This is a genomic window from Pricia antarctica (assembly GCF_900101815.1).
Lineage (GTDB): Bacteria > Bacteroidota > Bacteroidia > Flavobacteriales > Flavobacteriaceae > Pricia > Pricia antarctica.
This window is the reverse complement of the sequence record NZ_FNAO01000003.1, coordinates 321,986-348,062: the sequence shown is the minus strand read 5'-3', so window position 1 is coordinate 348,062 and position 26,077 is coordinate 321,986. Positions and strand designations below refer to the sequence as shown.

General features: G+C 41.7%; 22 protein-coding genes and 2 tRNA genes. 10 read left to right on the top strand and 14 right to left on the bottom strand.

Annotation, left to right across the window (positions count from 1 at the left end; translation table 11 throughout):
- Window positions 1-14: 14 nt before the first annotated feature.
- The gene (locus BLT07_RS06830; RefSeq protein WP_091867371.1) at window positions 15-494 is read right to left on the bottom strand and encodes a Dps family protein; all 480 of its coding nucleotides are present in this window, start codon (window positions 492-494) and stop codon (window positions 15-17) included.
- A 4-nt stretch (window positions 495-498) separates the two neighbouring features.
- Window positions 499-1,842: an MBL fold metallo-hydrolase gene (locus tag BLT07_RS06825; protein ID WP_091867074.1), complete on the bottom strand. Its 1,344-nt coding sequence runs from the start codon at window positions 1,840-1,842 to the stop codon at window positions 499-501.
- A 200-nt stretch (window positions 1,843-2,042) separates the two neighbouring features.
- Here BLT07_RS06825 and BLT07_RS06820 point away from each other — a divergent pair, with 200 nt between their 5' ends.
- Complete coding sequence (locus BLT07_RS06820) at window positions 2,043-2,951, top strand: sterol desaturase family protein (protein ID WP_091867072.1); 909 nt, start codon at window positions 2,043-2,045, stop codon at window positions 2,949-2,951.
- Window positions 2,952-3,160: 209 nt separating this feature from the next.
- On the opposite strand, the gene BLT07_RS21695 is transcribed toward BLT07_RS06820, so the two are convergent.
- The 7 genes from BLT07_RS21695 to BLT07_RS06785 form a co-directional block, all read right to left on the bottom strand.
- Window positions 3,161-3,358, bottom strand: a complete 198-nt coding sequence (locus BLT07_RS21695) for an FmdE family protein (protein WP_394331308.1) — start codon at window positions 3,356-3,358, stop codon at window positions 3,161-3,163.
- On the bottom strand, window positions 3,294-4,280 hold the full coding sequence (locus BLT07_RS06810) for a permease (protein WP_091867068.1): 987 nt from the start codon (window positions 4,278-4,280) through the stop codon (window positions 3,294-3,296). The genes BLT07_RS21695 and BLT07_RS06810 overlap by 65 nt, the downstream gene beginning before the upstream one ends.
- The gene (locus tag BLT07_RS06805) at window positions 4,273-4,680 is read right to left on the bottom strand and encodes an OsmC family protein (RefSeq protein ID WP_091867066.1); all 408 of its coding nucleotides are present in this window, start codon (window positions 4,678-4,680) and stop codon (window positions 4,273-4,275) included. Before BLT07_RS06805 ends, BLT07_RS06810 begins: the two co-directional genes overlap by 8 nt.
- A gap of 13 nt (window positions 4,681-4,693) precedes the next feature.
- Window positions 4,694-4,930 (bottom strand): thioredoxin family protein, encoded by a 237-nt coding sequence (locus tag BLT07_RS06800; RefSeq protein WP_091867369.1) that lies wholly within the window; start codon window positions 4,928-4,930, stop codon window positions 4,694-4,696.
- 51 nt (window positions 4,931-4,981) lie between these two features.
- A complete protein-coding gene (locus tag BLT07_RS06795; protein WP_091867064.1) occupies window positions 4,982-5,287 on the bottom strand; it encodes an ArsR/SmtB family transcription factor in 306 nt (101 codons plus the stop codon).
- 414 nt (window positions 5,288-5,701) lie between these two features.
- Window positions 5,702-6,046: a rhodanese-like domain-containing protein gene (locus BLT07_RS06790; protein ID WP_091867062.1), complete on the bottom strand. Its 345-nt coding sequence runs from the start codon at window positions 6,044-6,046 to the stop codon at window positions 5,702-5,704.
- A 301-nt stretch (window positions 6,047-6,347) separates the two neighbouring features.
- Window positions 6,348-8,072, bottom strand: a complete 1,725-nt coding sequence (locus BLT07_RS06785) for a SulP family inorganic anion transporter (protein ID WP_091867060.1) — start codon at window positions 8,070-8,072, stop codon at window positions 6,348-6,350.
- A gap of 577 nt (window positions 8,073-8,649) precedes the next feature.
- Here BLT07_RS06785 and BLT07_RS06780 point away from each other — a divergent pair.
- The 6 genes from BLT07_RS06780 to BLT07_RS06750 all read left to right on the top strand — a co-directional run bounded on the left by BLT07_RS06780 (window position 8,650) and on the right by BLT07_RS06750 (window position 17,513).
- Window positions 8,650-9,864 (top strand): site-specific integrase, encoded by a 1,215-nt coding sequence (locus BLT07_RS06780; protein WP_091867058.1) that lies wholly within the window; start codon window positions 8,650-8,652, stop codon window positions 9,862-9,864.
- Window positions 9,865-11,079: 1,215 nt separating this feature from the next.
- The gene (locus tag BLT07_RS06770) at window positions 11,080-11,595 is read left to right on the top strand and encodes a T9SS type A sorting domain-containing protein (protein WP_091867056.1); all 516 of its coding nucleotides are present in this window, start codon (window positions 11,080-11,082) and stop codon (window positions 11,593-11,595) included.
- A gap of 24 nt (window positions 11,596-11,619) precedes the next feature.
- A complete protein-coding gene (locus BLT07_RS06765) occupies window positions 11,620-12,300 on the top strand; it encodes a hypothetical protein (RefSeq protein WP_091867054.1) in 681 nt (226 codons plus the stop codon).
- Window positions 12,301-12,353: 53 nt separating this feature from the next.
- Window positions 12,354-16,448 (top strand): fibronectin type III domain-containing protein, encoded by a 4,095-nt coding sequence (locus tag BLT07_RS06760; protein ID WP_139205112.1) that lies wholly within the window; start codon window positions 12,354-12,356, stop codon window positions 16,446-16,448.
- A 465-nt stretch (window positions 16,449-16,913) separates the two neighbouring features.
- Entirely contained in the window at window positions 16,914-17,234 is a 321-nt protein-coding gene (locus BLT07_RS06755; RefSeq protein WP_217633297.1) for a helix-turn-helix domain-containing protein, read from the top strand.
- 9 nt (window positions 17,235-17,243) lie between these two features.
- The gene (locus BLT07_RS06750; protein WP_091867050.1) at window positions 17,244-17,513 is read left to right on the top strand and encodes a hypothetical protein; all 270 of its coding nucleotides are present in this window, start codon (window positions 17,244-17,246) and stop codon (window positions 17,511-17,513) included.
- A gap of 58 nt (window positions 17,514-17,571) precedes the next feature.
- On the opposite strand, the gene BLT07_RS06745 is transcribed toward BLT07_RS06750, so the two are convergent.
- Both BLT07_RS06745 and BLT07_RS06740 read right to left on the bottom strand, forming a co-directional pair.
- Window positions 17,572-17,982, bottom strand: a complete 411-nt coding sequence (locus tag BLT07_RS06745) for a hypothetical protein (RefSeq protein ID WP_091867048.1) — start codon at window positions 17,980-17,982, stop codon at window positions 17,572-17,574.
- A gap of 532 nt (window positions 17,983-18,514) precedes the next feature.
- The gene (locus BLT07_RS06740; RefSeq protein WP_091867046.1) at window positions 18,515-18,796 is read right to left on the bottom strand and encodes a hypothetical protein; all 282 of its coding nucleotides are present in this window, start codon (window positions 18,794-18,796) and stop codon (window positions 18,515-18,517) included.
- A gap of 136 nt (window positions 18,797-18,932) precedes the next feature.
- Between BLT07_RS06740 and mobC the strand changes: the two genes are divergently transcribed.
- Window positions 18,933-19,313 carry a MobC domain-containing protein gene (mobC, locus tag BLT07_RS06735; RefSeq protein ID WP_091867044.1) on the top strand — a complete coding sequence of 127 codons (381 nt, stop codon included), beginning with the start codon at window positions 18,933-18,935 and terminating at the stop codon, window positions 19,311-19,313.
- A 2-nt stretch (window positions 19,314-19,315) separates the two neighbouring features.
- Window positions 19,316-21,622, top strand: coding sequence for a relaxase/mobilization nuclease domain-containing protein (locus tag BLT07_RS06730; RefSeq protein WP_091867042.1), 2,307 nt, complete (start codon window positions 19,316-19,318; stop codon window positions 21,620-21,622).
- 391 nt (window positions 21,623-22,013) lie between these two features.
- On the opposite strand, the gene BLT07_RS06725 is transcribed toward BLT07_RS06730, so the two are convergent.
- From BLT07_RS06725 to mutS, 3 genes are all read right to left on the bottom strand, one after another.
- Window positions 22,014-22,097: transfer RNA gene (locus tag BLT07_RS06725), tRNA-Leu, on the bottom strand.
- Between the two features lie 69 nt (window positions 22,098-22,166).
- Window positions 22,167-22,239 (bottom strand) — tRNA-Gly (locus BLT07_RS06720).
- A 248-nt stretch (window positions 22,240-22,487) separates the two neighbouring features.
- Entirely contained in the window at window positions 22,488-25,070 is a 2,583-nt protein-coding gene (mutS, locus tag BLT07_RS06715; RefSeq protein WP_091867365.1) for a DNA mismatch repair protein MutS, read from the bottom strand.
- Window positions 25,071-25,435: 365 nt separating this feature from the next.
- Here mutS and BLT07_RS06710 point away from each other — a divergent pair, with 365 nt between their 5' ends.
- A complete protein-coding gene (locus BLT07_RS06710) occupies window positions 25,436-25,966 on the top strand; it encodes an RNA methyltransferase (protein ID WP_091867041.1) in 531 nt (176 codons plus the stop codon).
- Window positions 25,967-26,077 lie beyond the last annotated feature (111 nt).

Genomic DNA, 26,077 nt, shown 5'->3' with positions numbered 1-26,077 from the left:
AAAAAATACCGCAATTATCCCAAATAGGATGTAAGCATCCAAACCAATTTTTCTTGCTGAACGATGTAATCACTCATCAAGGCAACGGTACCCTCGTCATTGGCTTGGGAGGCTATATTTAATATGGTCCTTTCCTTTGCCAGTAAAATCCGTAATGCCCCAAGAATTTTGTCAACTGCGATTTCGCCATCGGTTATATTTTCAACCGATTGTATCTCGGTGGTCTCAAGATATTTTTTGAAGGAATGCAATGGCGATTCCCCTAAGGTAAGAACCCGTTCGGCAATTTCATCCACCTTAACAAGGGCATCGTTGTAAAGTTCTTCAAATTTAAGATGCAATTCAAAGAATTTTTTGCCCTTGATGTTCCAATGGAACCCCCTAAGGTTCATGTAGAACAATTGATAGTTTGACAATAGGTCATTTAAGTGTTCAGCGGTCTCAACCGAACTTTTCTCGCTCAATCCGATACTGTTCAAATTTGTATTTTCCATGATGTTATGATTTAAATTCATTCACTTTTTCCCCAAGGTCATAGACTTTGGCTTTTTTAACTTCCTTGCTTACGATGCTACTGCCTGCGGCACTCCGGTATCCTCCGGCGCAATGCACCACAATAGGTTTTGAGGTCGGAATCTGATCGATGGAATTGCGAAGATCGTTCAGGGGAAGGTTTATACTATGTTCAAAGTACTTTTCTTCCTCCACTTCGCTTTTGTTCCTGACATCCAATATGGTATAGTTGTCGGGATGCTTTTGGAAATCTGAAAAATCGAATTCCGCCTCCGATTCAAGGCTTGTAGCGGACAGTGTGACTACGGCCTGCAATTGGGTTTCGTAGCCTATCTTGGCAATACGTTCCAGAATTCCGGCGATATTCCGGACACTATCCACCACCAAATAAAAACGCTCTTCAGGTTGCACGATAGCGCCCAACCAGGTCTCGATCTTATCGTCTTCGTTGCGTGCCATTATGTTTACGCTACCGGGCAGGTGATTTTCCTTAAAATGATCTGCATCCCTCGTATCAACAATAATGTAGTCTTTCTCAACTTGGGAAATATGGGCCCGAAACGGAACTTTCGATATACTGTCCCTGAAATTGGGAGCCCCGTTTTTGTTGATATCCACATCAAAACCAAAATAGGAAGGTATAAAGGGCTGATCGCTCAGAATCTGCTTTACGAACTCGTCTTCGGTCTGCTCTTTAAAGGCCCAGTTGCCCATACGTTCATTGCCCAATGTGCTCGATGATTCGTCACTCATATTCTTACCACAGAGCGACCCAGCGCCATGGGCAGGATAGACCAAGGTATCATCGGGCAGATCCGTGTATTTGTTTTGGATGGTATGGTACATACTCGATGCCAACTCTTCCCTTTTCGCCCTCATATTACCCGCTTTCTCGCGAAGATCGGGCCGGCCTACATCGCCGATGAATAATGTATCCCCGGTGAATACCGCATGTTTGCCATGTTCGTCCGTTGCCACAATGGAAATGCTATCGGGAGAATGACCGGGCGTATTGAGTGCCTTGAACACCACTTTTCCCATTTTCCACGAATCGCCGTCATCAAAGGGTTTATGGGGGTAGTCGGCACTTATTAATTTGCTTGTATAAATCATTGCACCCGTTTCTTTATGGATTTGCAAGTGGCTACTCACAAAATCGGCATGTGGGTGGGTTTCGAAAACAGCAACAATCTCGGCGTTCTGTGCTTCTGCAAATTCATAATAGGGCATGGGATCTCTCGCGGGATCTACCAAGGCCATTTTTCCTTCACTTACTATAGCGTATGAGTAATGCGCCAGAGGTTTGTCTTCAAATTGTTTTATTTTCATATCCTATATCTTCTTCTAATGGTGTTGTTTTAATAGTGTAAAGTTAGGTAATGCGAACTGGCCTGGCAGTAACTTTGGTTACATAGCTCGTAGAAGAGCTTGATTAATTGTAAGTGGCTCGAGAACTACGCTTAGTATGTAACCATTGTTACCGACTTTACGGAGGGTATGGTTTATCTTTGCATATTGATCTCTAGAAGATGATGGAATACATAGAAGCATTTGGCAACGCCTTTATCGGCATGATAAATTGGACTTGGAAGTCCATTTTGTTCGAGGTGCCTTGGTATACAAACTATTTTTGGGGACTAATCGCCATCTCGCTTGTGGTTTGGCTTTTAGAAATCATTTTTCCTTGGCGCAAGGAACAGGGAATTTTCAGGAAGGATTTTTGGTTGGACGGATTTTATATGTTTTTCAACTTTTTCCTGTTCGCCATTGTCATCAGCGGTTTTTATAAAGTTTTAGAGGTGCTTTTCAGCGATTTGGGAATAACGGCAAAAAGCCTGGCCCTTATCGATATGTCCGCCTGGCCCATGTGGGGGCAGCTTTTGATTTTCTTTATCATCCTCGACTTCGTACAGTGGTTCACCCATATTTTACTGCACAAATACGAGTTTCTTTGGCGGTTCCATGAAGTGCACCACAGCGTGAAGGAAATGGGATTTGCCGCACATTTGCGTTTCCATTGGATGGAAAATATTCTGTACAAACCCCTAAAAACTTTCGGGGTCATGATTTTGGGCGGTTTTGAACCCGAGCAGGCCTATATCGTACATTTCTTTGCCATCGCCATCGGACATTTTAACCATTCGAACATCAAAATCACTTGGGGGCCTTTGAAATATATTCTGAACAATCCGGTCATGCATTTATACCATCACGCGTATTATTTGCCAGAAGGCAAATATGGCGTCAATTTTGGGATCAGCCTCAGCCTTTGGGATTATCTCTTCAAAACGAACTACATTCCCGAGGCCGGGGGTAAAATCAAATTGGGATATCCGGGCGACGAAAAACTGCCCAAGGATTTTCTCGGACAAGTGGTACATGGTTTTAAGCGAGAACATACAGCACAAAAAACCTTAAATAAGGAAAAACTTTCATAAGTTGGATTTGATATTAGGTCAATCTTCTTTTTAAAAATTCTCGTTCCGTAAAAACTTTGATTTTATGTATCTACGACCTAACCCATAAAAAGCTTGTTTGAAAACATAAACAGGATTGACTCCAAATGCTTGAAAAAATTATGGATTTTTTTATTCGGTACACTTTGATTTCTCTTTATTCAGAACATCCGTTTTAATAAAGTCATTGCTCAATTCAGGATTCGATTTAAAATCCGGGTGCGGTCAATGATACCATCCGGATATAATTCATGCATGGCTAGTTGCAGCGCAAGATGGCCTACCACCAGCCCATCACAAAGATGACCATGGAATTTTACAAGGTCATCCGAATCGATATAGGAGGATATTGAAAAGGTATCCTGAAAAGATGATAAACAGCGTAACAACGCCAAAATAGATGGCGATCATTTTTAAGGACATCACCTTTTTAAGCAAGGTCGCTTCGGGAATGGACAATCCTACCGTTGCCATCATAAAAGCAATGGCAGTGCCAAGTGGTACTCCTTTTGCAACGAAAACTTGAACAACGGGAACGATTCCCGCTGCATTTGCATACATCGGCACGGCCACTAGCACGGCAAGCGGAACGGTCCACCATTCGCCACCTCCTAAATACTGATTAAAAAAGTTCTCCGGAACATAGCCGTGCATAGCGGCACCAATAGCAATGCCTATGATTACATAAAGAAGAACTCCCTTTACAATATCCCAGGCGCCACGTGTAATTTCAGGCAAACGTTGGTAAAAGGTTTGTTTCTCTTCTTTGTATGCGGCCTGTTGCATTTTATTGTCAAGAATCTTTTTCACCCAATCCGAAAGTAAAGGTTCGAGATTAAATTTGCCAAGCAACCAACCACCGATCGTACCCAGTGCTATACCGGAAACAACATAAATTAACGTGGCTTTTATACCAAACATGCCCAAGAACATCGCTACGGCAACTTCATTTACCAAGGGCGAAGTAATCAAAAAGGCAAACGTTACGCCTAAAGGAATTCCACCTTGTACGAAGCCAATAAATAGAGGCACCGAAGAACACGAACAAAAGGGAGTTACGGCACCAAAAATGGAAGAAAATAAGTATTCGAGGCCGTAAAGCTTCTTTTTATTCAGATAGTCTTTTAGTCGTTCAACAGGAAAATACGCATTCACGATTCCCATTAAAAAGACGATGAAAAATAAAAGAATTAGAATTTTGAGTGTATCATACACAAAGAAATTCAGGGCAGTTCCCAAATGTGTTTCCGCTCCAACTTGAAAAACTGCATAAATGACCCAATCGGCAAAATGTTGTAACCAATCAAACATTTTCTATGGTATTGACAGTGCCTGAAATTGTACAGGATAATTTTACCGTGTTGAAGATCGTGCCAAATTTCTCGATGTTCTTTTTAAGTAAGTCCGCATTTAAATTTTTGTCGTTGCTATGAATGGTCAATTTGTATGCGATGTTGTCCATTCTCGGTGGATTTTCTAGACGTGTCGCATTGACCTCAACTTTGGCTTTTGTATAGGTAAATTTCATCATGGCCGAAAAACGTTCTACATTTTTCAACATGCAGGCAGCAAATGAACCCAAGAACAGTTCAGCAGGATTTGGTAAGATTTCAGCAGTTTTTGAAGTTGTGCCAAAATCTATATCTGATTCTTTTATGTGAATTACAGCATTCTTATTTGATATGGAAGAAGCACTTACATGGTAATCCATAGCGTTTTTTCAATTAGTTTAAAAGAGCCAAAACTTCATCTTTTGATGGAACCCTACCTTTTATGGCAATTACATCATCTATTACCAATGCCGGTGTGGTCAATACGTTGAACTTCATGATTTCCATGATATCCTCCACTTTTTCAATAGTTGCATCAATAGCGTTTTCCGAAACCACATCGTTAACAACACCTGTCATTGACTTGCATTTCGGACAACCTGTGCCTAATATTTTAATTACTTTACTCATTATATATATATTGTTCATCGCCAATAGACGATACGGTTATTAAAAAAAGTATCAATCAAAAAATTGCTGAAATAGTGATTTGGCAATGCTCCATTTTTCTTGATTGATACAGTACTTTATTTTTGGCGGTCTTAATTCTCCTTGAATAAGACCTGCGTTTTTTAGTTCTTTAAGATGTTGTGAAACCGTAGATTGTGCCAAAGGAAAAATCTCCACCAAATCACCTGTGTAACAACAGGATTGGTTTTCAAGATGTTTTAAAATGGCAATACGTGTCGGATGTCCTAATGCTTTGGCAAAGTTCGCCAAGGTTTCGGTGCCTTCTTTATCTACTATATGTTCTAAACTTCTTTTCATTTCATATTTCTTATCGTAAATGTACGATTGGTATTTTCGCTACTATATGACCAAAGTCATATCGTAGTTATTTTATCTCAAAAACTAGTTCTTCTATAACCAAAAAGTGACCTCGACCAACAGAATCAGGGCCATGGTTTCCGCCAATTGATCATTAATGCCTTTGAAAAATCGGATTAAGATGCCAGAATAAAATCGGCCGCCATCTGTGCATCCAAATCTGTAGTAGAGAGTGTAGGGATTTCAACATCTTCAGGCTTAATACGCATGTGTAGTTCCGTACACCCTAAAATAATCCCATCGGCACCGCGTGCCTTTAGAAGATTGATCTGCGCTATAAAACCTGTTTTGCCTTCTCCGTAAATTGCCCGTGGGTCAATTCGTTCGAAACATAATTATGGGTTTAATGCTTTTTCAAACCCATCGCATGTATCCGCCTTTAAGATCATAAATCTTCGAGAAGCCCATATCAACAAGTCTTCTGGCCGCTTTCTGACTTCTGGCACCCGAACGGCAATAGAGATATACCGGTTTATCCTTGTTCAATTTTCCGAAGGATTTTTGAAAACTCGTGGCATCCATTACGTCGATATTGACCGCTTTTTTTATATGACCGCTTTGAAACTCGCTCGAGGTACGAACGTCGACTAGCTGTACTTTGTTATCAGTAATGGCATCGGCATAGGTTTGCTTATCCAATATTGAGATTTTATCGGAAGTATCTTTGTTTGTTCCGAAAAGTGTGCTTAAAAAAGACATATGCTATGTTTTATATATTATACGTTAAAGGTATGGTTATGTACCAGAAACTACCGTAACATAAGTTACACAGCGTGTCAAACAAAAAAAAAGCAATCTTTTACGACCGCCTTTCCTAATTGACCCAATAGGTCTTTTTTTGAATTATGAAATTTTCTTTTCCAAGCTACTCAAAAGAAGGTTCCGCGTTCGGTCCATAAATAATGGAAGCTCCGGTCTCTTTGGCCAAGGTAACATGACCGCTCAAGTACATGTAGTTTTAGAGCCGTACAGTAACTTAGATTACAGTAAACTCGTTGAATCATTTCCCCGACTGTAAGGAAATTTTTTCTTCAATGGCCGTTTTATGGCTCAACGTCATGCAATGTTCGAAGGCTTCACTTGTTTTTACGAACAGGTTTTCCTTCCCGATATCACGGATCAATCCACTACTGTAAAGAATGTCCCTTGTTGGGCCAATCGCTCCCGCAACGACCAGTTTTATTCCTTTTTTCTTCAATTCATCGATGGTCTGGCGCAACATGTGAACCGCGCTACTATCGATATAGTTGATGGCCTCGGCGTTCAAAATGATGTATTTAACATCCGCTCCTTTTTTGGTAAGCTGTTTTAGCAGTTCGTTTTTAAAATATTCTCTATTTCCGAAATACAATTGTGCATCAAAACGGATGATCAAAAATTCTTTAAAAGTTTCCGTGTCTTCCGGAAAACGGGCTACGTTCTTAAAGTATTCGGTATTGTGTATTCGTCCCAAAACGGCTATATGAGGTCTTGAAGTTCTGTACACAAGCAATAATAAGGAAATCAGAACCCCCAGTAAAATACCTTCTTTGATTCCTACGGTCAAGGTAATCAAAAAGGTTGCGATCAAAAGAAAAAATTCGTCCCTTCTATTTTTGAAAAGTTCGATAGGGTACTTAAAATCCATCAATCCAAAAACCGCCACCATAATAATAGCGGCCAAGACGGCATTCGGCAAATAATAAAACAGAGGGGTTAGAAATAAGAGGGTTAGACCCACTACCAGAGCACTTACCAAAGGTGCGATTCCGGTTTTGGCCCCTGCCTGATCATTAATGGCGGTTCTTGAAAAACCTCCTGTGGTAGGATACGACTGAAAAAAGGATCCGATAAGGTTTGACGCGCCCAAGGCAATCAATTCCTGATTGGAATCAACCTGATAATCCGTATGCTTTTCCTCTACAGCTTTGGCCACGGAGATGGCTTCCATAAAAGCGATAAGGGCCAGCGTCATGGCTATGGGCAACAATTCCGAAATTCTGGAATATTCGATATTGGGGACTTGAAATGACGGTAGCCCACTTGGCACCTCGCCAACAATTTTTACCCCAAGGTCATTTAAACCTAAAAAATAGATCGCAAGAATACCGAGTACAACCACCACCAAGGCTGCCGGAATAGAACTATTGACTATTTTAATCGTTTTTATAAGGATGATTGCCGCAACACCTATTCCTAAAGCAATCAAATTGGTATCGCCAATAGTAGTCAAGGTGTTTTTTAGGAGGATATGCACCTGATTGCTTCCTTGGATGGAAGTTCCCAAAAGATGCTTCAATTGGCTTAACCCAATGATGATGGCCGCGGCTGAAGTAAAACCGCTGATTACGGGCTTTGACAGAAAGTTGACCAAAAAACCCATTCGCAGCAATCCCAAACCTAGTTGTATGAGCCCCATGAACAATGCCAAGAAGATGGCCATTGCGATGTATTCATCAATACTTGAAAGGGCAAGTGCACCTAGGCCGGATGCGACCAGAAGGGAATCCATGGCAACCGGCCCTACCGCCAACTGTCGTGATGTACCCATAAACGAATAGATTACCTGCGGAATCAAGGAAGCGTACAAGCCAAAAACCGGTGGCAGACCGGCAATCATTGCGTAGGCCATACCTTGGGGTATCAACATGATGCCAACGGTCAGGCCGGCACCGATATCCCCAGATAGGTAGGACTTTTTATAGTATGGAAGCCATTGAAGTATAGGTAAATAACGCTTTAGCATGAAAATAATTTAACACCAAAATTAGAATTTAGTGAATTTTTACACGGTAACATTGGTTACAGTCACCTAATTAAAGTTAAACAAAGCATTTGAATCAAATAGCATCCACATGTTTTGTTGACCGATTAGTTCAACACTATAACTCTAAAATCTTTATATGGTTTCTGTGAAGTTGAATTTTAAACTGTCCTATTTTTAGGGAAGGCTTCAACGATAAAAGAATTTGAAGTGAAGTTGAATGAAATCTCCAATTTTAATTGGCTAGAAATGACTATAAATGACATAGAGTAACCATTATCTCCACCTAAGCCCTACAAATACCGTACACTTAATAAAACAAAAAAGACCTAAAAAGCTAATTTAAAGCTTATTAAGTCTTTTTGAAGTACTCGAGGCGGGACTTGAACCCGCACGACCAGATGGTCACAGGATTTTAAGTTCTACGTCTTTTGGCGCGATATGGTCCTAAATGGTTTTGTATTAGGCTGTTAAACAATGTATTGGGTTTGTGTAAAACCAGATAAAATCAAGAAAAATCATAATTTGTTGTACCTATGTTGTACCTTGTAGAAAAAAAGTGGCATCAAGTATTAAATTAATTCTTCGCAAAAAACCGAACAAAGAAGGAAAATATCCGCTGGTTATTCGTATTACTAAAGATAGGCACTCATCCTACATATATACTGGCCAATACATAGAAATGAAGCATTGGGACGAATCTAACAGAACGGTTCGAAAATCCCATCCCAATGCCGTGCGATTGAACAATTTGTTGCTGGCAAAATTATCAGAGGCAAGTAAAACAATCATAACATTGACTTCAGATCAATTGGACGTTTCATCCCAGGCCATAAAAAATAAAATTACAACCCCATTATCCAAAATCAATTTTAAAGAAATGGCAGAAGGTTATCTGCAAGAACTTAATGCAAACAAAAAAATTAATAGGTATATTACGGATAAGGCACGTATTGGACATGTCATGCAATTTGCTAGTAACAGTCGCTTAACTTTTAAAGAAGTCGATGAAGCTTTTCTAAGACGTTTTATGAGTTATTTAAGTGTTAGCAAAAAACTATCAAAGCGTAGCGTAATCAATACTTTGATTGTTATTCGTACCCTGTACAATAGGGCTATTAAGCATGGCGTTATTGATAGGAAGCATTACCCGTTTGGTAAAGATAAAATCCGTATTAAATTTCCGGAAACTGAAAAGGTAGGCCTTACCAAGGAGGAAATAGTGACCATTGAAGCCTTAGATAATCTTACAGTTCAAGAATCTCATGTTCGTAATGTATGGCTTTTTAGTTTTTATTTAGCCGGGATGAGAGTAGGGAATGTTATTAATGTTAAATGGTCTGATATCTACGACGGACGGCTTCATTATCGTATGAATAAGAATGAGAAACTCCTATCATTAAAACTCCCCGAGAAGGTTACAGCCATTCTTAAGGGCTATAAAAAAAATATGAAAAGTATTGACGATTTCATTTTCCCTGAAATGAAAAAAGCAAATTTAAAGGATGCTCATGATGTTTTGGCCAAAACAAAAACAGCGACAAAAAAATTTAATAAATATCTTTCAAGGCTTGCGGATAAGGCGAATATTGATAAAAAACTTACGATGCATATTGCTCGTCACAGCTTTGGCAACATTGCAGGTGATAGAATTCCTATCCAAAAATTGCAAAAGCTGTATAGACATACCTCTATCTCAACAACGATAAATTATCAGTCTAATTTTATGCACCAAGATACCGATGATGCTTTGGAAAAAGTGATAAATTTTTAACAGAACTATTGTGAGAATTTTCTAATGTCCTAAAGCGATTTTAATTTACGTCAGTTAGATTTCCCCTTATGAAGGGAAAAGTTTATGATTTTAGAATGGAAAGGATTATGGATAATCATCAACCAAATTGACTAGATGGAATATCTTATAAGGTTCATTTTATAACGGTTTCTATGCTAAACCAAAATTCAGTAAATGAAAAGGTGAGCATTGCAGGGGAGTGGTTCCATCAACATCAAACGGGAGTCTTAAGAAAAGAGACCTTATTATTATCCACAATATAGTAGAGGATACCGGCCTCAAAGTAAGAACGCTTAAAGACTCTTTTTTTTAATTTTCAATGTACTTTTTCACGTCAAATTTTCCTATCGAACCAAGAAGAAAAAGAATTATTTAGGTCGATTAAATGGCTATTTCTTCTATCAATGGCAAAGCAAGAATAACAAGAATATTAAAATCAGAAAGGACTTTTGGATGAAAGGAACTTTAGAATAGAAGTAAATTATTCAAAAACGTTTAGTCTTCTTTTAAAGAAAATAGTTTGGAGGATAAAATAAATTGTATTGAATGAAAAGCCACCTTTCCCGACTTGCTGAAATTTCTTAAATTCCAAAAAACAAAGTTCAAATAAAGGATTTTTGTCCATTCTTAAATATATCAAAAAGAAATACCGGAAACCAATGTTTCCTGCGTTTGATTTACCAATGGATTAGAACGGTTTTAAATCCAGAAATAAACTCAATTCATAACCTGATCTTAAAACCACCGTTGATTACGAAACCGTCTAGTGGAGCATGAATGTCCAAGAATTCCGGGTCACTCAAATTTCCGGTGTAGAAAGCATCAAAACAGGTCTGGCGTGTATCCAAAAAGTTTTGAAATTCAGGAATACCGAAAGTTTGTACCCTAACTTTTTTTCGCTCATCCGTCCCAATATCCAATACGACCGGCCAATTTCACCAGTATTCAATTTCTGGGGGCTATAGTAGTACGCCTCATGGCCTACCCTAAGATCCTCTTCCTTTTCGTAAGTGGGTATAGCAAAATATGTACTTACATCTAAAAACCCTTAGTTGATACGCTTAAATACTAAACTTACAACATAATTACGTAAAATCTTATACAACATTGTATTTTCAGCATCAATAAATACTCTTAATTAGGTATTAAGTTGTGTTTATCTCTTGAAAAGGAGTCTAATCAAAATACAAATGAATGAAACAAAATTACACTCCGAAGACCATTGGTATTATAATTTTTACCATTTTTATTAATACTTGGGTCAATGGGCAACGCCTGCACCACCAGATGATAAGTGCCCAGGGCAAGCTAGCGGAATTGGAAAGTGGCCATTACGTAAGCCAGTCTATAGGCCAACAAAGTAGCACAGGTAGTAGTCAAGGAAAAAGCCATATTGTTTTGCAAGGCTTTCAGCAAAGCGCCTGGGCCAGATTAATCAAGGAAACAGTCCTGCCAAAACGGCAAAGCATCACCGTATTTCCGAACCCGTTCGTAGGGACGGTAAATTTTCAGTTTAGCGAAGCTATCCAAGGTGATATGCAGATCTTGCTTTTTGATATAGAGGGACGGTTGGTCGCCGATCGCAGCCTTACCATTTCAAATAACGCCTTACAAGTGCAATTCAACTTTTTGTCGCCTGGTCTATACTTGGTGCACCTTCAGCACGAGGCGCTTACATACTATACTAAAATAATCAAAAAAGTAGAATAGAATTTTACCCTTAACAGTTTAAGCATGAAATATTTCCTTTTTATTTTGATGGTTTTGGCTTTAATAGAAGGTCGCTCACAAGATCTTATTTTAGCAAGTGGAACGAACAGCACAAGCTATGATTATAAGAACTCATTGGGCCAGACCAATGAGAATATAGATGGAAGCTCCGGTACCTTTTATGAAATAGTCTACTTGGCCCCATTGGGCCTTAACGGAAGATTGAATTATATATTAGGGGCGGCGCTCAACGAGTATAATGCCGAAGGCGGTACTATTGAAAGTGTTTACACATGGGAAACGTCCTATATGGGCTTTAAAGGTGGCATTACCTACGATATCTTCACTACGGATTCTGGATTTAAGACCACATTTGTTTTTGCGTTACAGACCAGTTTTATAGTCGATGGGAATCAGCGTATCAACGGAGCTTCCTTCGATCTCACCAAAGAGGATGAATTCAAGGGTATTTTCATACAACCAATTACGGGCTTGGATATCTCATATCCGGTTTCGGATAAGCTAACCTTAGGTCTAGGATACAATTATTCCAAAATCAGTAAGATTGGAAATAAAACGGAAGAGGCTCTAAATTTCAGCAACCATCAGTGGCAAATCAGATTACAGTTCTCCCTTAAAAAGAAGCCAGATAATTTTAGTGCCAATGCTTCAAACAGCAAAAAAAAGGCATCAAGGCCAAAATAAAGTATAAAAAGAGTATTACGTCAAGTATAGCCTGATAGGTAAAAGCGCCTTATTTGAGATTGAACAATTCATTTAATATATATACGAATTACCTAAATCGAATTTTTTTAGAACTGAAATACAACCAACCCAAACCAAATCGAATGAAAAAGTACATATATATCCTCTTTATTTTGTTGACGACCCATTCAAGTTTCTCACAGGATAACGGTATGACCTATCAAGCTGTCATCTACCAACCTGGCGGGGAACAATTGCCTGGACAGGACAATGTATCCGCTCCAATGGCAAACACGAATATCTGTATAAAGTTCAGCATTATAGATCTTGCCGGGAACATCGAATATGAAGAAGTTGCAACGATTACAACGGACGCTTTTGGCATGGTCAATTTAGTCATAGGTTCAAATAATCAGACCAGCGGTTACGTAGACGGTTTTGATGGTGTATTATGGGATAATTTTGATAAATACTTAAAGGTAGGGCTAGACCTTGCCGGATCTTGTTTACAATTTGAAGAAATAAGTAACCAGCGCTTTAATTACGTTCCATTGGCGTTAAACGCCAAAACCGCAGAAATGGTAACGGGTATCGTTCCTATCGAGAACGGTGGTACCGGGGCGGAAACGGTAGGGAAGGCCAAAATTAATCTTGAACTGGATAATGTGGATAATACCAGTGATTTTGATAAGCCCGTGAGCCAAGCCACACAAGGAGTGCTAGATGTTAAAGAAAATATTGACAACAAAAGTTTGGATATCATCAACGATGCCAACTCCGATGTAAAATATCCAAGTGTAAAAGCGATAAAAACGTATATCGATACCAACGCATCGACGGGTTCATCTTTATTGTCAGCCGAAGTGAGCAGGGCGACCAATGCAGAAAGTGTCATCCAATCCGATGTAGATGCCAATCAAACCGCAAGTGAATCTGCAGATGCCACACTCCAATCCAATATCGACGGATTGGAAACCAATTCAAATACGGCCATAGCTGCAGTTCAAGCAGATGTAGATGCTAATGAAATAGCAAGCGATGCTGCAGACGCAACCTTGACAACAAGTTTAGCAGCGGAGATAACCGATCGTATAGCCGATGTGGATACAGAGGAAGCCAGAGCCCTGGCAGCAGAAAGTGTCATCCAATCGGATGTAGATGCCAATCAAACCGCAAGTGAATCGGCAGATGCCACGCTCCAATCCAATATCGACGGATTGGAAACAAATTCAAATACGGCCATAGCTGCAGTTCAAGCCGATGTAGACACCAACGAAACCGATAGCGATGCTGCTGATGTTGCATTACAAAACAATATTAATACTGTTCAAGCGGATGTCGATGCGAATGAAGCCGATACTGATACCGCAATTGCAGCAGTCCAAGCTGATGTAGATGCGAACGAACTAGCAACGCAAATAGCATTTGATTTAAAAGCGGATATCGCTTCACCAACATTTACAGGAACCCCACTTGCACCAACAGCAACGGCAGGGACGAGCACCACTCAAATAGCAACAACGGCTTTTGTAGGCGATGCTGTAAGCACTTCCACAACAGGTAAATTTGTTGATTTAACAACCGACCAATCTATTGATGGATTGAAGGTATTTAGTTCTGATATTAGGGTAAATGGCCTAGTTATAGGGAAAGGCAACGGGGGTGGAGATTCAAACGTAGCGGTTGGAACTAACCTTGGTACAGGTACTGGATATAGAAATACGGGTGTCGGGACTGGTGCATTAAATTCATTTTCAGGAACGTCATTTGGTAATAATACTGGTGTTGGCTATTATAATATGTTGGGTTTAACGACAGGATATGGAAATACTTCTTTAGGCGCTGAAACCATGTTTAATGTGGCAGGGAACAACAACAATACAGGTATTGGAAATCAATCATTAATTAATGTTGAATCATCAGATAATACAGCTGTAGGAGCAAATTCAGGATCTGCAGTTACTACAGGTGCCGGAAATACTTTTTTAGGTAGAGCTGCTAATATTTCTGATGGTGCTTTTTCAAATAGTACTGCAATTGGAAAAGAGGCATTAGTTACTGCAAGCAATACTATTCAACTTGGAAATGCCAGTGTTACGGGTGTACAAACTTCAGGAGCAGTAACTGCATCTGGCTATAAAACAATATCAGGCACTTCAACACAGTTTTTAAAAGCAGATGGAAGCGTAGATGTAACAAATTACGCATCTTTGGAATCACCGACCTTTACAGGTACAGTGACCGGTATAACTTCAACAATGGTCGGTTTAGAAAATGTTAATAATACCAGTGACGCAGATAAGCCGATATCCACAACAACGCAAATTGCACTAAACACTAAAGTAGATTTACTATTAAGTAATTTATCAAATACTGCCACGGCAAGAGCAAATTTAGGAGTTGCCATTGGTTCAAATGTTCAACCTTATAATGCTAATTTAGATGACCTGGCAGATGGTACTTTATCGGCAAGTAAAGTTGAAAACGCCATTACTACAGCAGGCACAAGTGGAGAAGTTTGGACGTCAGATGGCAGTGGAGCAGGCACTTGGGCCGTACCCGCAAATAGCGTCATTCAAGTTGGTGATGGTTTGGTGATTTCTGGAACAGGTTCAGCTGCCGATCCATATGATATTTCGTTACCGCCGGGTGGTACCACAGGTCAGGTTTTAACTATTGGGGCGGGTGGTGCTCCCACTTGGGCAGATGCCTCGATTGGAGGAACCACTGCTGGTGAGATGCAATATTGGGATGGTTCTGCATGGGTTGCCATAACCCCTGGAACTGAAGGACAAGTTTTAAAATTCACCAATAATGTGCCCGCATGGGGCGTAGTCAATTCGGTTCCTGGCATCCCTACAATAGGAACAGCTACAGGAGGAAATGGTCAAGCCACAGTTACTTTTACCGCTCCAGAAAATAGCGGTGGTTTAGAAATTACTGGATACACGGTAACTTCAAACCCAGGCGGCATTACTGCCACAGGAACTGACAGCCCAATTAGTGTTACAGGTCTTACTAACGGAACATCATATACATTTACCGTTACTGCCACCAATTCCATGGGTACAAGTGCAGAGAGTAGTGTTTCAAATTCCGTAATACCAGTAAGTGTGCCTAATGCCCCAACAATAGGAGAAGTTACTGCCGGAAATGAACTTGCAACAGTACCATTTACAGCACCATCAAATAATGGAGGATCAACAATCACATCATATACCGCTACATCAAGTCCTGGAAATATTACAAAAACCATAAGTCAGTCCGGAAGTGGAACAATAACTGTAACAGGTCTTACTAAAGGAACATCATATACATTTACCGTTACTGCCACCAATTCCATGGGTACAAGTGCAGCGAGTAATGTTTCAAATTTCGTGACACCAGTTGGCGTGCCCAATGCCCCAACAATAGGAAATGTTACTGCCGGTAACGAAATAGCAACGGTGCCATTTACAGCACCATCAAATAATGGAGGGTCAGCAATTACATCATATACCGCTACATCAAGTCCTGGAAATATTACAAAAACCATAAGTCAGTCCGGAAGTGGAACAATAACTGTTACAGGCTTAACCAATGGCACAGCCTACACGTTTACGGTTACCGCTACTAATGCAATTGGCACAAGTACAGTAAGTGCGAATTCTAATTCTGTAACTCCTGTACTTAGCATAGGTGATTCTGCACATGGTGGTATTGTTTTTCATATTTTTGGGAGTGGTGAGCCAGGCTATATTGAAGGGGAAACACACGGTTTAGTCGCAGCATCAAGTGACCAGAGCAGTTCAACTTCATGGGGGTGTAATAACGGTATTAATGGTGCTGATGGAACAGCTATCGGGACTGGTGCACAGAACACCTTAGACATGGTAGCGGCGGGTTGCGCAACATCGGGTAAGGCAGCATATGTTTGCACAGACTTAATTATAGATGGTTACGATGATTGGTTCTTACCCAGCAAAGGTGAGATGCATAGACTTATCACCAAAATTAGAATTATTGGTAATATCACCAATACGTACTATTGGACTTCTTCGGAGTATAGTAACTCTAATGCGTGGGTTGTTCACTATCTTGGTACTTCCTACAACCATTTCCCCAAGAATGATACATACCCCAGTGTCCGTGCAATTCGTGCTTTTTAGGTCTTTAAATAATTAGTCGTTGTCATTTTTATTATGTGGATATAATCGAAAGCTCTGTTGCTTCTAATCTAAGAAAAAATGACACTATCTTAAAATCTGTGTAAGTTTAAAAACTCAGGGTTAAAGTATAAAGAGTATTACGTCATGTATAGCCTAATAGGTAAAAGCGCGTTATTTGAGATTGAACAAATAATTTAATATATGTACGAATTGCCTAAATCGATATTTTTTTTAGAACTGAAGCACAACCAATCGAAATCAAATCAAATGAAAAAGAACATATATACCATCCTTTCACTTGCCCTATTTGGGAAAAATATTGAAATATTTCGACTATCAGCACATTGCGTCAGGAGTTCTGATTCTGCCACACCTAATCATCTATTTAGTCTCATATGGCCCTTAGACAATAGCATATTATGACCTCTATTTCTACCTAAATATATTTATCGATTGTAAAAAACGGTGAAAAATTCCTATCTTGAAACCATCAACAGTTTTAACGGACCAATCGATATGGAAGTCATCTGCCTACAGGAGGAAGCATTTTTGGCACTGTTCAAAAAAGTGATCGAGCACGTGGAGGCCAAAAGGAAGGACATGCCGGACAAATGGATCGGTGCGGAGGAGGCCATGCATCTGCTGAGGATAAAATCCGCCACTACGCTCCAAAAACTGCGGGACGAAGGGAAGGTCCGCTACACCCAGCCCCAAAGGAAGATCATATTGTACGACCGTGGTTCCCTGGAGGATTACCTGGAACGCCACGCACGGGAAACATTTTAAGATTCAGGTATGGAAAACAGAACGGACAAGGAGTACATCAAGGAATTCAACCTGGGCTATGAGATGGCCAAGGAACTGGACCTGACAAGGCCCATGCTGCAGGGCCAGGACATTTCAAAGGAGCCCCCGAACAGCCCTATCCACGAGGGGATGTTCCAGTATCTAAGGGAAGTCGCCCTGTCCAGGAACAAGGATCTGGACCTGCCCGGCGATAGGCAAAAATTAGGGTCCAAGGAAGAAAAGGAAAACAAGGACAAGGGAAGGGGGCGGTCACGATAACTATTTTAGGTGGCAAGGACATGCCCGAGGCATGGGCCGGCGAACTACCTAAAAAGAATTAATCCTGACCGACCGATCCATTTTCAAATTCAAAAAGTTCAAAATATAGGCTCCCCAATGGGTCCTCCATAATTCCGGTACTGTCGTCAAGTGATCGATAGACCGACCGTATCTCCCGATTTGCAAGTTCGACCGCTTGGCCTTCGTCATATCCGTTGAGCACGAACCGGGACATAAAAGTGTCATAAAGTATATGCGCATTGATTGCAAAATCGAACAGGTATTCCCTGGAATCGAGAAATGCCCTCAACCTCGGATAATCGTCCAGGGCCGACAGGCAAAAATAAAGGTCCGGGCCGCAATGGTCGGTAGCGATCTGCCTTTCCCATTTTTGTACAAGTTCAGGATACGTTTCCCTAAAACGGACGGTGGCGGGAAAAAGCAAAAGGGTCTCGTTGATATACTCCATGTTGTTGATTTTTGTGTCGGGTCTCTCGGATAATGCCATAAGGTGGTTCAAAATTACGGACCGATGGGCAAAGGGAACATCAAAAAATGGGATAATCGCTATTTCTTTTCAACATGACCTGTATTTCCTTTCCCCGACCGAACAAAGAGCGAGTCCGCTTTGGCCTTTCTATTAGGAAAAATTAAGGATTTGATCGAAGGTGCATGGAAACCGATGATCCCGAAGTTCCGGGACGGCCCGATAGGATAATGGAATATGTATGGCACTAATGCATTATTGGAACGATCATTTGAACAGAGCGATATACCTTGCTATATAGCTATGGTCATACTGTCATATGCCCATATGACGGTATGACGATATGAAGGAATTATCCGAAACGGATGCGCCAATGATTTGCCGGACAGTCGAGTTTTTCCATTCATGAAGAACATGACCGCAACCGGTCGCCCTAGTTGAGCATTTGTTCCGTCCACAACAATCTCAAACCATCCCGTTAGGAAGGGGTAGTAATTTTTTGTGGGCAGGAAAGCTACATTGAAGGACCATTGTATCTAGAAAGAAAATAATGCCAAGCCCCTGCGGAAGTCGGAAAGCCCTCCGCTGCGATGCCCTCCGCCAAGGTCCTCCCGACCCCCTCGTGGCCGCACGAAAGCACAATCGGCGAAAGGGCCGCCCGTCCTTTCCTTCCCCTGGCCATAAAGATCCATTGAATCCTACATCTTTTTTGTCCTTCGGTTCCCATATCGGACCAAAAAAAATAGGGCCGATGTACCCATTTGGTGCCATCTGTGCCGATATGGTATTGGGTCATAAAATACTGATATATAAGTATTTGTAATTAAATTTATTACAATATATTTATCCGTGACACGGATAGCGAGGTGTATTCTAAGTAACTTAGAATTGTCTACTTCTTGCGAAGTGTTTTGCCTTGAAAAGCAACAAAAATGAAAGAACGGACAAGAGGTCGAAAACGATTGGGGGATAGGAAACGGTACCATAACGTCATGCTCAGGTTCAACGAAGCTGAATATGAAAAATTGGGCAACATATGTAAATCGTACCATCTCGATATTACAAAAAGGGGAACAATAAGTCCGCTCCTGAGAAGATTGGTCCTGCAACAGGAAACAGAGGAAAAGGATAGGCTTCCGGATACCTCGAACGTCTCCTATCAATTCAACAAGATCGGAAACAATATAAACCAACTGGTCAAGCTTGCCCACCATAAAAGTATAAGAAGTCCCAACAGTAACCTACAACACGAGATACGGAAAACGAACGAACTATTAAACGCTCTTTTGGAAATTGTAAACGAAGAAAAATAGGAATGATAGCAAAGCTGATCTATGGCGAGACCTGTCAGGGAACGTTGAAGTACGTTCTTGGAAAAGAGGGCATGCGAATACTCGGTTACGGCAACATCTTTTCCCAAGGCATATCACCAAAATTTTTTGAAAACGTACTGCATTTCCAGGGACAGCGAAACGCCACCAAGAACCGCTATGCGCACATCTGCCTGAACCTTCCCCACGGAGAGAACCTTGACGATAGGACCTTCCTTAAAATATCATCGGAGTACATGGAAAATATGGGCTATGGGGCGCAGCCCTATATCGTTGTAAGGCACAACGATACCGAACACGAACACGTCCATATCGTAACTACGAACGTAAAGGAAGATGGCAAGGTAATTGGGATCTTCAGCAGCCATAGAAGGAGCATGGCAACACGGCAACACCTCGAAAAGAAATACGGTCTGACACCGGCACCGGCAACAAAACGGAAAGATCCGCTCCCGATGCACAGATTGCCCGAGCTACAATTTGGCATGGATGCGGAAAAAGGGACGCGATATTATTTACAGGATGTACTCAACAATATCAACCAAAAACACAAAGTACGCAGTTTCGCGGAACTCGCAAGACTGGTCAAGCCCTATAATATCGAAGTAAGGACCACCAAAAACGAATCGGGAAGGATTGGCGTCAAATACGGACTGAACAACCAAAAAGGATACCGGACAAATTTCATCAACGGTTCCGAGGTACACCGTAACCTGAGCGGACCGAAACTGCAGAAGGTATTCGACATCCATTCGAGGTCGAAACTTTTGCCCATGCACCGCAAACGGCTCTTGAAACAAATAGAGTCTACCTACGACCTTTTTCAAACGATCCACCCCAACGACCTGGAAGAAGTCTTAAAGGACTATCAGGGCATCGACATCAAACTGGACAAAAAGGAAAACGCCATCGAAGGATTTACCATCCATGACAAATCCAATTATGTTTTTAGGGAAAGGGAGCTGGGAAAATCCATCAAGATACAGGAACGTCCCGATATTTTCGGCAACGGCAACGGCAACGAGCCAACGCAAATCGATACCGGAAGCGAACAGTTCAAACTGGAAGTGCAAAAGCTGATAAAGGAGGCCTTGACCGTATCCTACCTTAAATCACCGGAACGGAACGGGTCGTTATCGGAACATATTATGACCAGGAAATTTGGCGATATTATTAACAACTTAGAGTCATCGAATAATTACAAATTCTTGGAACGTTATATCTCAAGAGATAAAAGGACGGAATTCAGGAAAGCGTTAGAAAACGCTTTTCCATTGGTCAGGAACAGATTGTACCAACTGGAAACCAAAAGGGAACAGGAAACCTTGGAAAACAAGTTCGGGCTCATCGGAAAGGTACTGGAAAATAATATTTTCGATGTCGGCAAGCAGGAGGGGAGTGTACGGCTTCTGTTCCAATCCTTGGGTTTAAAGTATCATGACAACACGTTGACCTATACCAATTCCAATAAACACACGGTTCCCGTAAAATTGGGCAAGCTGCCCTTTCCGAAGGAAATGGAAAACCATGTGTCCTCCAGCTTCGTCCGCCAAAACCACTTGATGCTGGAACTGTTATCGGATCGAACTTCCGAAAACAGTTCCAAGCTGTCGGCATCGGTCTTTTTCCTGCCCATGATATTCCCGAAACTTTATGAAAGGATGTACCCGGACTATAAAGAATGCTATGAAGGTATGGCTTTGAGCTCCTATATAAACTATGCCGAACGGATGCACTCCTCTTTTGAAAAATCCCCGAAGGACTATATCGAATTTTTCAATGCCAAGGGGTTCTATTTTGAAAAAGGGGAAAAAGGGTTAGGGGTCAAATCGGTCTATACCACAGACAGTACAAGCTACTATTTGCCGAAAAGGACAATCCAGTATTTGAATTCCATCCAAGACCTTGATGGAACGTTGGAGCAGCAACATCGGATTATTGACAAAATTGTTAAAGACGGCAGTAACGATCTTAAAAACCTTTGGGCCGGTCACCTTATGGAAAAGGGCCTTTACCAAAGAGTCGCCTTTATGCTTACGAACGAAAATGTTTACCCGAACCTACACCGGGAAATGATACAGCACCACATGGACAACGGACTTCGGAAAGCCGTGAAGGAGGCCATGGAAAGCAAATCCACGGCCGAACAAAACCACTTTCTCAGAAAATCCGTCTATGCCATCAGCTCCCTATTGGGCGATAGGGGTGTGAAAAGCGAGGAGGTCTATAACGGATTCAAGGATGAGTTGACCGATTTCACAAAATTCAAGAGGAAGGGACCTTCAATTTAGTTTTCATTGAGCCATTCGGCTATGGAACTTTGCGCTTTATAGGGCGTTTTTTGTGGATAGGGGATAGAAAGAGTGAAAGCCTTAGCACTATTTAACAAGATTTATTAGAAAAAATATGAATTGCTGCTATTTATATTTTGGTACAATGAGGAATAAAAATTTTTGGAAAGGTGTTTTTTTATTCAACCCTTTAATGGAACTATGAGAATTTGGATGTTGATTTCTATTTTTAAAGCTAAAGTGAAATGGATAAATCACCTATTTTCTTTTATAAATCAATAAAGAGAAGGTCCTACGGGTATAAAAGTATCTAGCAAACTATGAATTTGTTGTACCTATGTTGTACCTGTAATAAAAAAGCCAAGGTTGTTAAACCTTGGCTTCCCCTTTGTACTCGAGGCGGGACTTGAACCCGCACGACCAGATGGTCACAGGATTTTAAGTCCGGCGTGTCTACCAATTCCACCACTCGAGCGTAATCTCCGCAGCGCAAGCGGAGAACGGACTTTAAACAAAAAAACGCCGGCAAGCGACGTTTTCTTTGAGCGAAAAACGGGATTCGAACCCGCGACCTCCACCTTGGCAAGGTGGCGCTCTACCAACTGAGCTATTTTCGCGTTTGTTTTCAACTATCTATGAACATGGCATCTTTATCCGATGCGGTTGCAAATTTAATACAATTCTCTAAAATGCAAAGAAAAAGCAAGGGAAAAATATCGGTAACGACGACTTGAAAAGTTTTAAGGCTCTATGTGAATTTTATAAGCTTATAGCTTAGACTGGTCGGGTTTCCCCTGAACATAATTTGGTCTGTTAAATTGAAACTGATTTATATACAAACAGAGATTTGACAGGTTTATTCAGATTATGAACTCGCCTTTTTATCCCGCGTCAATAATCTCTTGATTTCGTTCAGTTTCATCAAGGCCTCGACCGGTGTCAAGGTATTGATATCTAAATGGGTGATTTCTTCCTTAATCTGTTCTAATAGCGGATCGTCAAGGTTAAAGAAACTAAGCTGCATCTCGTTCTGCGCCGATTTCAAAGTGTCGGTCAGTTCTTCGTTGGAATGGGATTTTTCTAGTTTTTTTAAAATTTTATTGGCCTTATGAATCACCTGTTGTGGCATCCCGGCCATTTTCGCCACATGGATGCCGAAACTGTGCTCACTGCCACCGGCCGTCAGTTTGCGAAGAAAAAGTACGTTGTCTTTCAACTCCTTTACGGAAACATTGAAATTTTTGATGCGCCCGAAGGTTTCGGCCATCTCGTTCAGCTCGTGATAATGGGTAGCGAATAGTGTCTTGGCACGTGCTGGGTGTTCGTGGAGATATTCAGAAATCGCCCAGGCTATCGATATGCCGTCATAAGTGCTGGTGCCGCGCCCGATTTCATCCAAAAGCACTAAACTTCGCTCGGAGAGATTGTTCAAGATCGAAGCCGTCTCGTTCATTTCGACCATAAAGGTCGATTCGCCCATCGAAATGTTATCGCTGGCCCCCACGCGGGTAAAAATTTTATCGACAAAACCGATTTTGGCGGATTCGGCGGGAATAAAACTGCCCATCTGTGCCAAAAGTACGATTAGGGCGGTCTGTCTCAAGATGGCCGATTTACCGCTCATGTTCGGTCCGGTGATCATTATGATCTGCTGCTCGTTACGGTTCAGCGTCACATCGTTCGCGATATAGACCTCTCCCAAAGGCAGCTGCTTTTCAATGACCGGGTGCCGTCCGTTCTTGATCGTGATATCGGTCGAATCATCGATTACCGGTTCGACATATTTGTTTTCCTTCGCTAGTTGCGCGAATCCGCAGAGGCAATCGAGCCGTGCAATATGCTGGGCATTGTTCTGAACGGGAGCGATGTACTCCTGCATCCATACGGTCAATTGCGAGAAAAGTTGTTGCTCCAAACTGAGAATGCGCTCTTCGGCGCCTAATATTTTAGCTTCGTATTCCTTGAGCTCCTCGGTGATGTAGCGTTCGGCGTTGACCAGGGTCTGTTTGCGCGTCCATTCTTGGGGTACCTTGTCTTTATGGGTGTTACGGACCTCGATATAATATCCGAAAACGTTGTTGGAGGCTATTTTTAGGGAGGATATGCCCGTGCGTTTGGTTTCGCGTTCAAGCATTTTATCCAAATAGCTTTTTCCCGAAAAGGCGAGGTTACGGAGTTCGTCGAGTTCTTCGGAATAACCATCGGCAATCGTTTTGCCCTTCAAAAGGTTCACCGGCGCTTCTTCACAAAGCATTTCCTTGATTTTGTTGCGCAGCTCATCGCACGAATCTAGCTGATCGGCAATGGTCTGTAACGCCTTATTGTCAATTTGCGAAGTCAGTTGTTTTATAGGGATGATAGCTTCAAGGGAATTCTTTAGCTGGATGGTTTCCTTCGGATTGATTTTCCCCGTGGCGACTTTGGAAATCAGCCGTTCAAGATCCCCCATTTGCTTCATCGCATGCTGCAGTTTCCGAAGGATGCCTTCGTCTTTAAACAAATGGGATACCACTCGATGCCGCATCCGTATTTTTTCGACATTCTTTAAGGGAAGTGCCAACCATCTCTTCAGCATCCGCCCGCCCATGGGCGAGATGGTACGGTCAATGATATCGAGCAGCGTAACCGCATTTTGGTTGTTGGAGTGGTATAGCTCAAGGTTTCGAATGGTGAAACGATCCATCCAAATATAATCTTCTTCGGCGATACGTTGCAAGCTGTTAATGTGTTGTAACCTGCGGTGCTGCGTTTCGGATAGATAATGCAACACTACGCCAGATGCTATGATGCCGTGGTTCAAGTGGTCTACCCCGAAACCTTTGAGCGTACGCGTTTTGAAATGATTGGTCAGGGTTTCTTGGGCGTAGTCGTCTTGAAACACCCAATCTTCCATATAAAAGGTGTGGAACTGGTTGCCAAAAACTTCGGAAAACTCTTTTTTATGGGTCTTGGCCACCAACACCTCGTTTGGGGCAAAATTCTGCAATAGTTTATCGACCTGTTCCTCGGTACCTTCGGAGGTTAAAAATTCGCCGGTGGAAATATCGACAAACGATACGCCCAGTAGTTTACGACCAAAATGGACGGCGCACAAAAAGTTGTTGGATTTGGTATCGAGGATGTCATCGTTCATGGCGACACCTGGCGTAACCAGTTCGGTGACCCCGCGCTTTACGATAGTCTTGGTGGCTTTTGGGTCTTCGAGCTGGTCACAGATGGCGACCCGCTGCCCGGCCTTGACCAGTTTGGGCAAATAGGTGTTCAACGAATGGTGTGGAAACCCTGCCAATTCGGTGCGGTCGCCCCCATTATTGCGATGCGTGAGGATAATTCCTAATATTCGGGAAGCCTTTACTGCATCTTCGCCAAAGGTCTCGTAAAAATCGCCAACGCGAAACAACAACAGTGCATCAGGATATTTGGTCTTGATGGTGTTGTACTGCTTCATCAAAGGAGTTACCTTCTTTGTTTTTTTGGATGCGGCCAAAGCGGATTTATTTAATAGAAATATTGTTTTTATTCACTACCGAAACGAATGTACTATTTTTGCCTTGGAAATCGGGTCCTTGTTCATATTTGATGATAACTTTGACTCGGGTAAAACTTGGAAGGCTCCATGTAGGGCTGGCCGGGGGCGTAAAAGGCATCGAACTTAGAGACCTTCAAGAATCGCTCTTGCCCTTCGACTGCGCTCAGCACAGCGCCTCGCCTATACCTTGAAGTCCGGCACAATTCGGTTTTTCTGCACCGTATGCATGCAGTGCTGGGCGGCTTTGTATTCTTGAACTATAATCTAATACCCTGAAACCGTCAATGCGAAAACTAAAAAACGAAGAACTCGACCGGCTCGATGTCGACGGCTTTAAGCAGGCCAAAAAAACACCACTCGTTATCGTACTGGACAATATCCGCAGCCTGAACAATATCGGTTCGGTATTCCGCACCGCGGATGCTTTTTTAATCGAAAAAATATACCTCTGCGGCATCACCGCAACCCCACCGCACAAAGACATTCGAAAGACCGCCTTGGGCGCCACGGAAAGTGTGGAGTGGGAATACAGCAAAAGTACTCTGCTACTGGTGGAAAAATTGAAATTGGACAGCTACACCGTTTTGGCCATAGAACAGGCGGAAAACGCCCAAATGCTCCATAAATTTAAAGTAGAATCCTCAAAAAAATATGCCCTCATTTTTGGCAACGAGGTTAAGGGGGTTGATCAAAATGTGGTACATGGTTGCAATGGCGTGTTGGAAATCCCACAGTTCGGCACCAAACATTCCCTGAATATATCAGTGAGCGTTGGGGTAGTGGTGTGGGATTTTTGGTCTAAGCTCAATCCCTGAAAGGTGTTGCCGACGTCGCATACGTCTTTGTAGGTCGGGCCGACCGCGGCTTTGAGATACCTATAAGATTGAATAATACCTACAGCAGAATTTTGCACCCCGCCCGTCTGT

Excerpts from the sequence above, each read along its gene's own strand:
- mutS (WP_091867365.1), bottom strand. The coding sequence starts at position 25,070 with ATGAAGCAGTACAACACCATCAAGACCAAATATCCTGATGCACTGTTG.
- BLT07_RS06765 (WP_091867054.1), top strand. The coding sequence starts at position 11,620 with ATGAAATATTTCCTTTTTATTTTGATGGTTTTGGCTTTAATAGAAGGT.
- BLT07_RS06730 (WP_091867042.1), top strand. The coding sequence starts at position 19,316 with ATGATAGCAAAGCTGATCTATGGCGAGACCTGTCAGGGAACGTTGAAG.
- BLT07_RS06750 (WP_091867050.1), top strand. The coding sequence starts at position 17,244 with ATGGAAAACAGAACGGACAAGGAGTACATCAAGGAATTCAACCTGGGC.
- BLT07_RS06810 (WP_091867068.1), bottom strand. The coding sequence starts at position 4,280 with ATGTTTGATTGGTTACAACATTTTGCCGATTGGGTCATTTATGCAGTT.
- BLT07_RS06740 (WP_091867046.1), bottom strand. The coding sequence starts at position 18,796 with ATGACCCAATACCATATCGGCACAGATGGCACCAAATGGGTACATCGG.
- mobC (WP_091867044.1), top strand. The coding sequence starts at position 18,933 with ATGAAAGAACGGACAAGAGGTCGAAAACGATTGGGGGATAGGAAACGG.
- BLT07_RS06800 (WP_091867369.1), bottom strand. The coding sequence starts at position 4,930 with ATGAGTAAAGTAATTAAAATATTAGGCACAGGTTGTCCGAAATGCAAG.
- BLT07_RS06830 (WP_091867371.1), bottom strand. The coding sequence starts at position 494 with ATGGAAAATACAAATTTGAACAGTATCGGATTGAGCGAGAAAAGTTCG.
- BLT07_RS06710 (WP_091867041.1), top strand. The coding sequence starts at position 25,436 with ATGCGAAAACTAAAAAACGAAGAACTCGACCGGCTCGATGTCGACGGC.
- BLT07_RS06825 (WP_091867074.1), bottom strand. The coding sequence starts at position 1,842 with ATGAAAATAAAACAATTTGAAGACAAACCTCTGGCGCATTACTCATAC.
- BLT07_RS06745 (WP_091867048.1), bottom strand. The coding sequence starts at position 17,982 with ATGGAGTATATCAACGAGACCCTTTTGCTTTTTCCCGCCACCGTCCGT.
- BLT07_RS06790 (WP_091867062.1), bottom strand. The coding sequence starts at position 6,046 with ATGTCTTTTTTAAGCACACTTTTCGGAACAAACAAAGATACTTCCGAT.
- BLT07_RS06770 (WP_091867056.1), top strand. The coding sequence starts at position 11,080 with ATGAAACAAAATTACACTCCGAAGACCATTGGTATTATAATTTTTACC.
- BLT07_RS06785 (WP_091867060.1), bottom strand. The coding sequence starts at position 8,072 with ATGCTAAAGCGTTATTTACCTATACTTCAATGGCTTCCATACTATAAA.
- BLT07_RS06820 (WP_091867072.1), top strand. The coding sequence starts at position 2,043 with ATGATGGAATACATAGAAGCATTTGGCAACGCCTTTATCGGCATGATA.
- BLT07_RS06805 (WP_091867066.1), bottom strand. The coding sequence starts at position 4,680 with ATGGATTACCATGTAAGTGCTTCTTCCATATCAAATAAGAATGCTGTA.
- BLT07_RS06795 (WP_091867064.1), bottom strand. The coding sequence starts at position 5,287 with ATGAAAAGAAGTTTAGAACATATAGTAGATAAAGAAGGCACCGAAACC.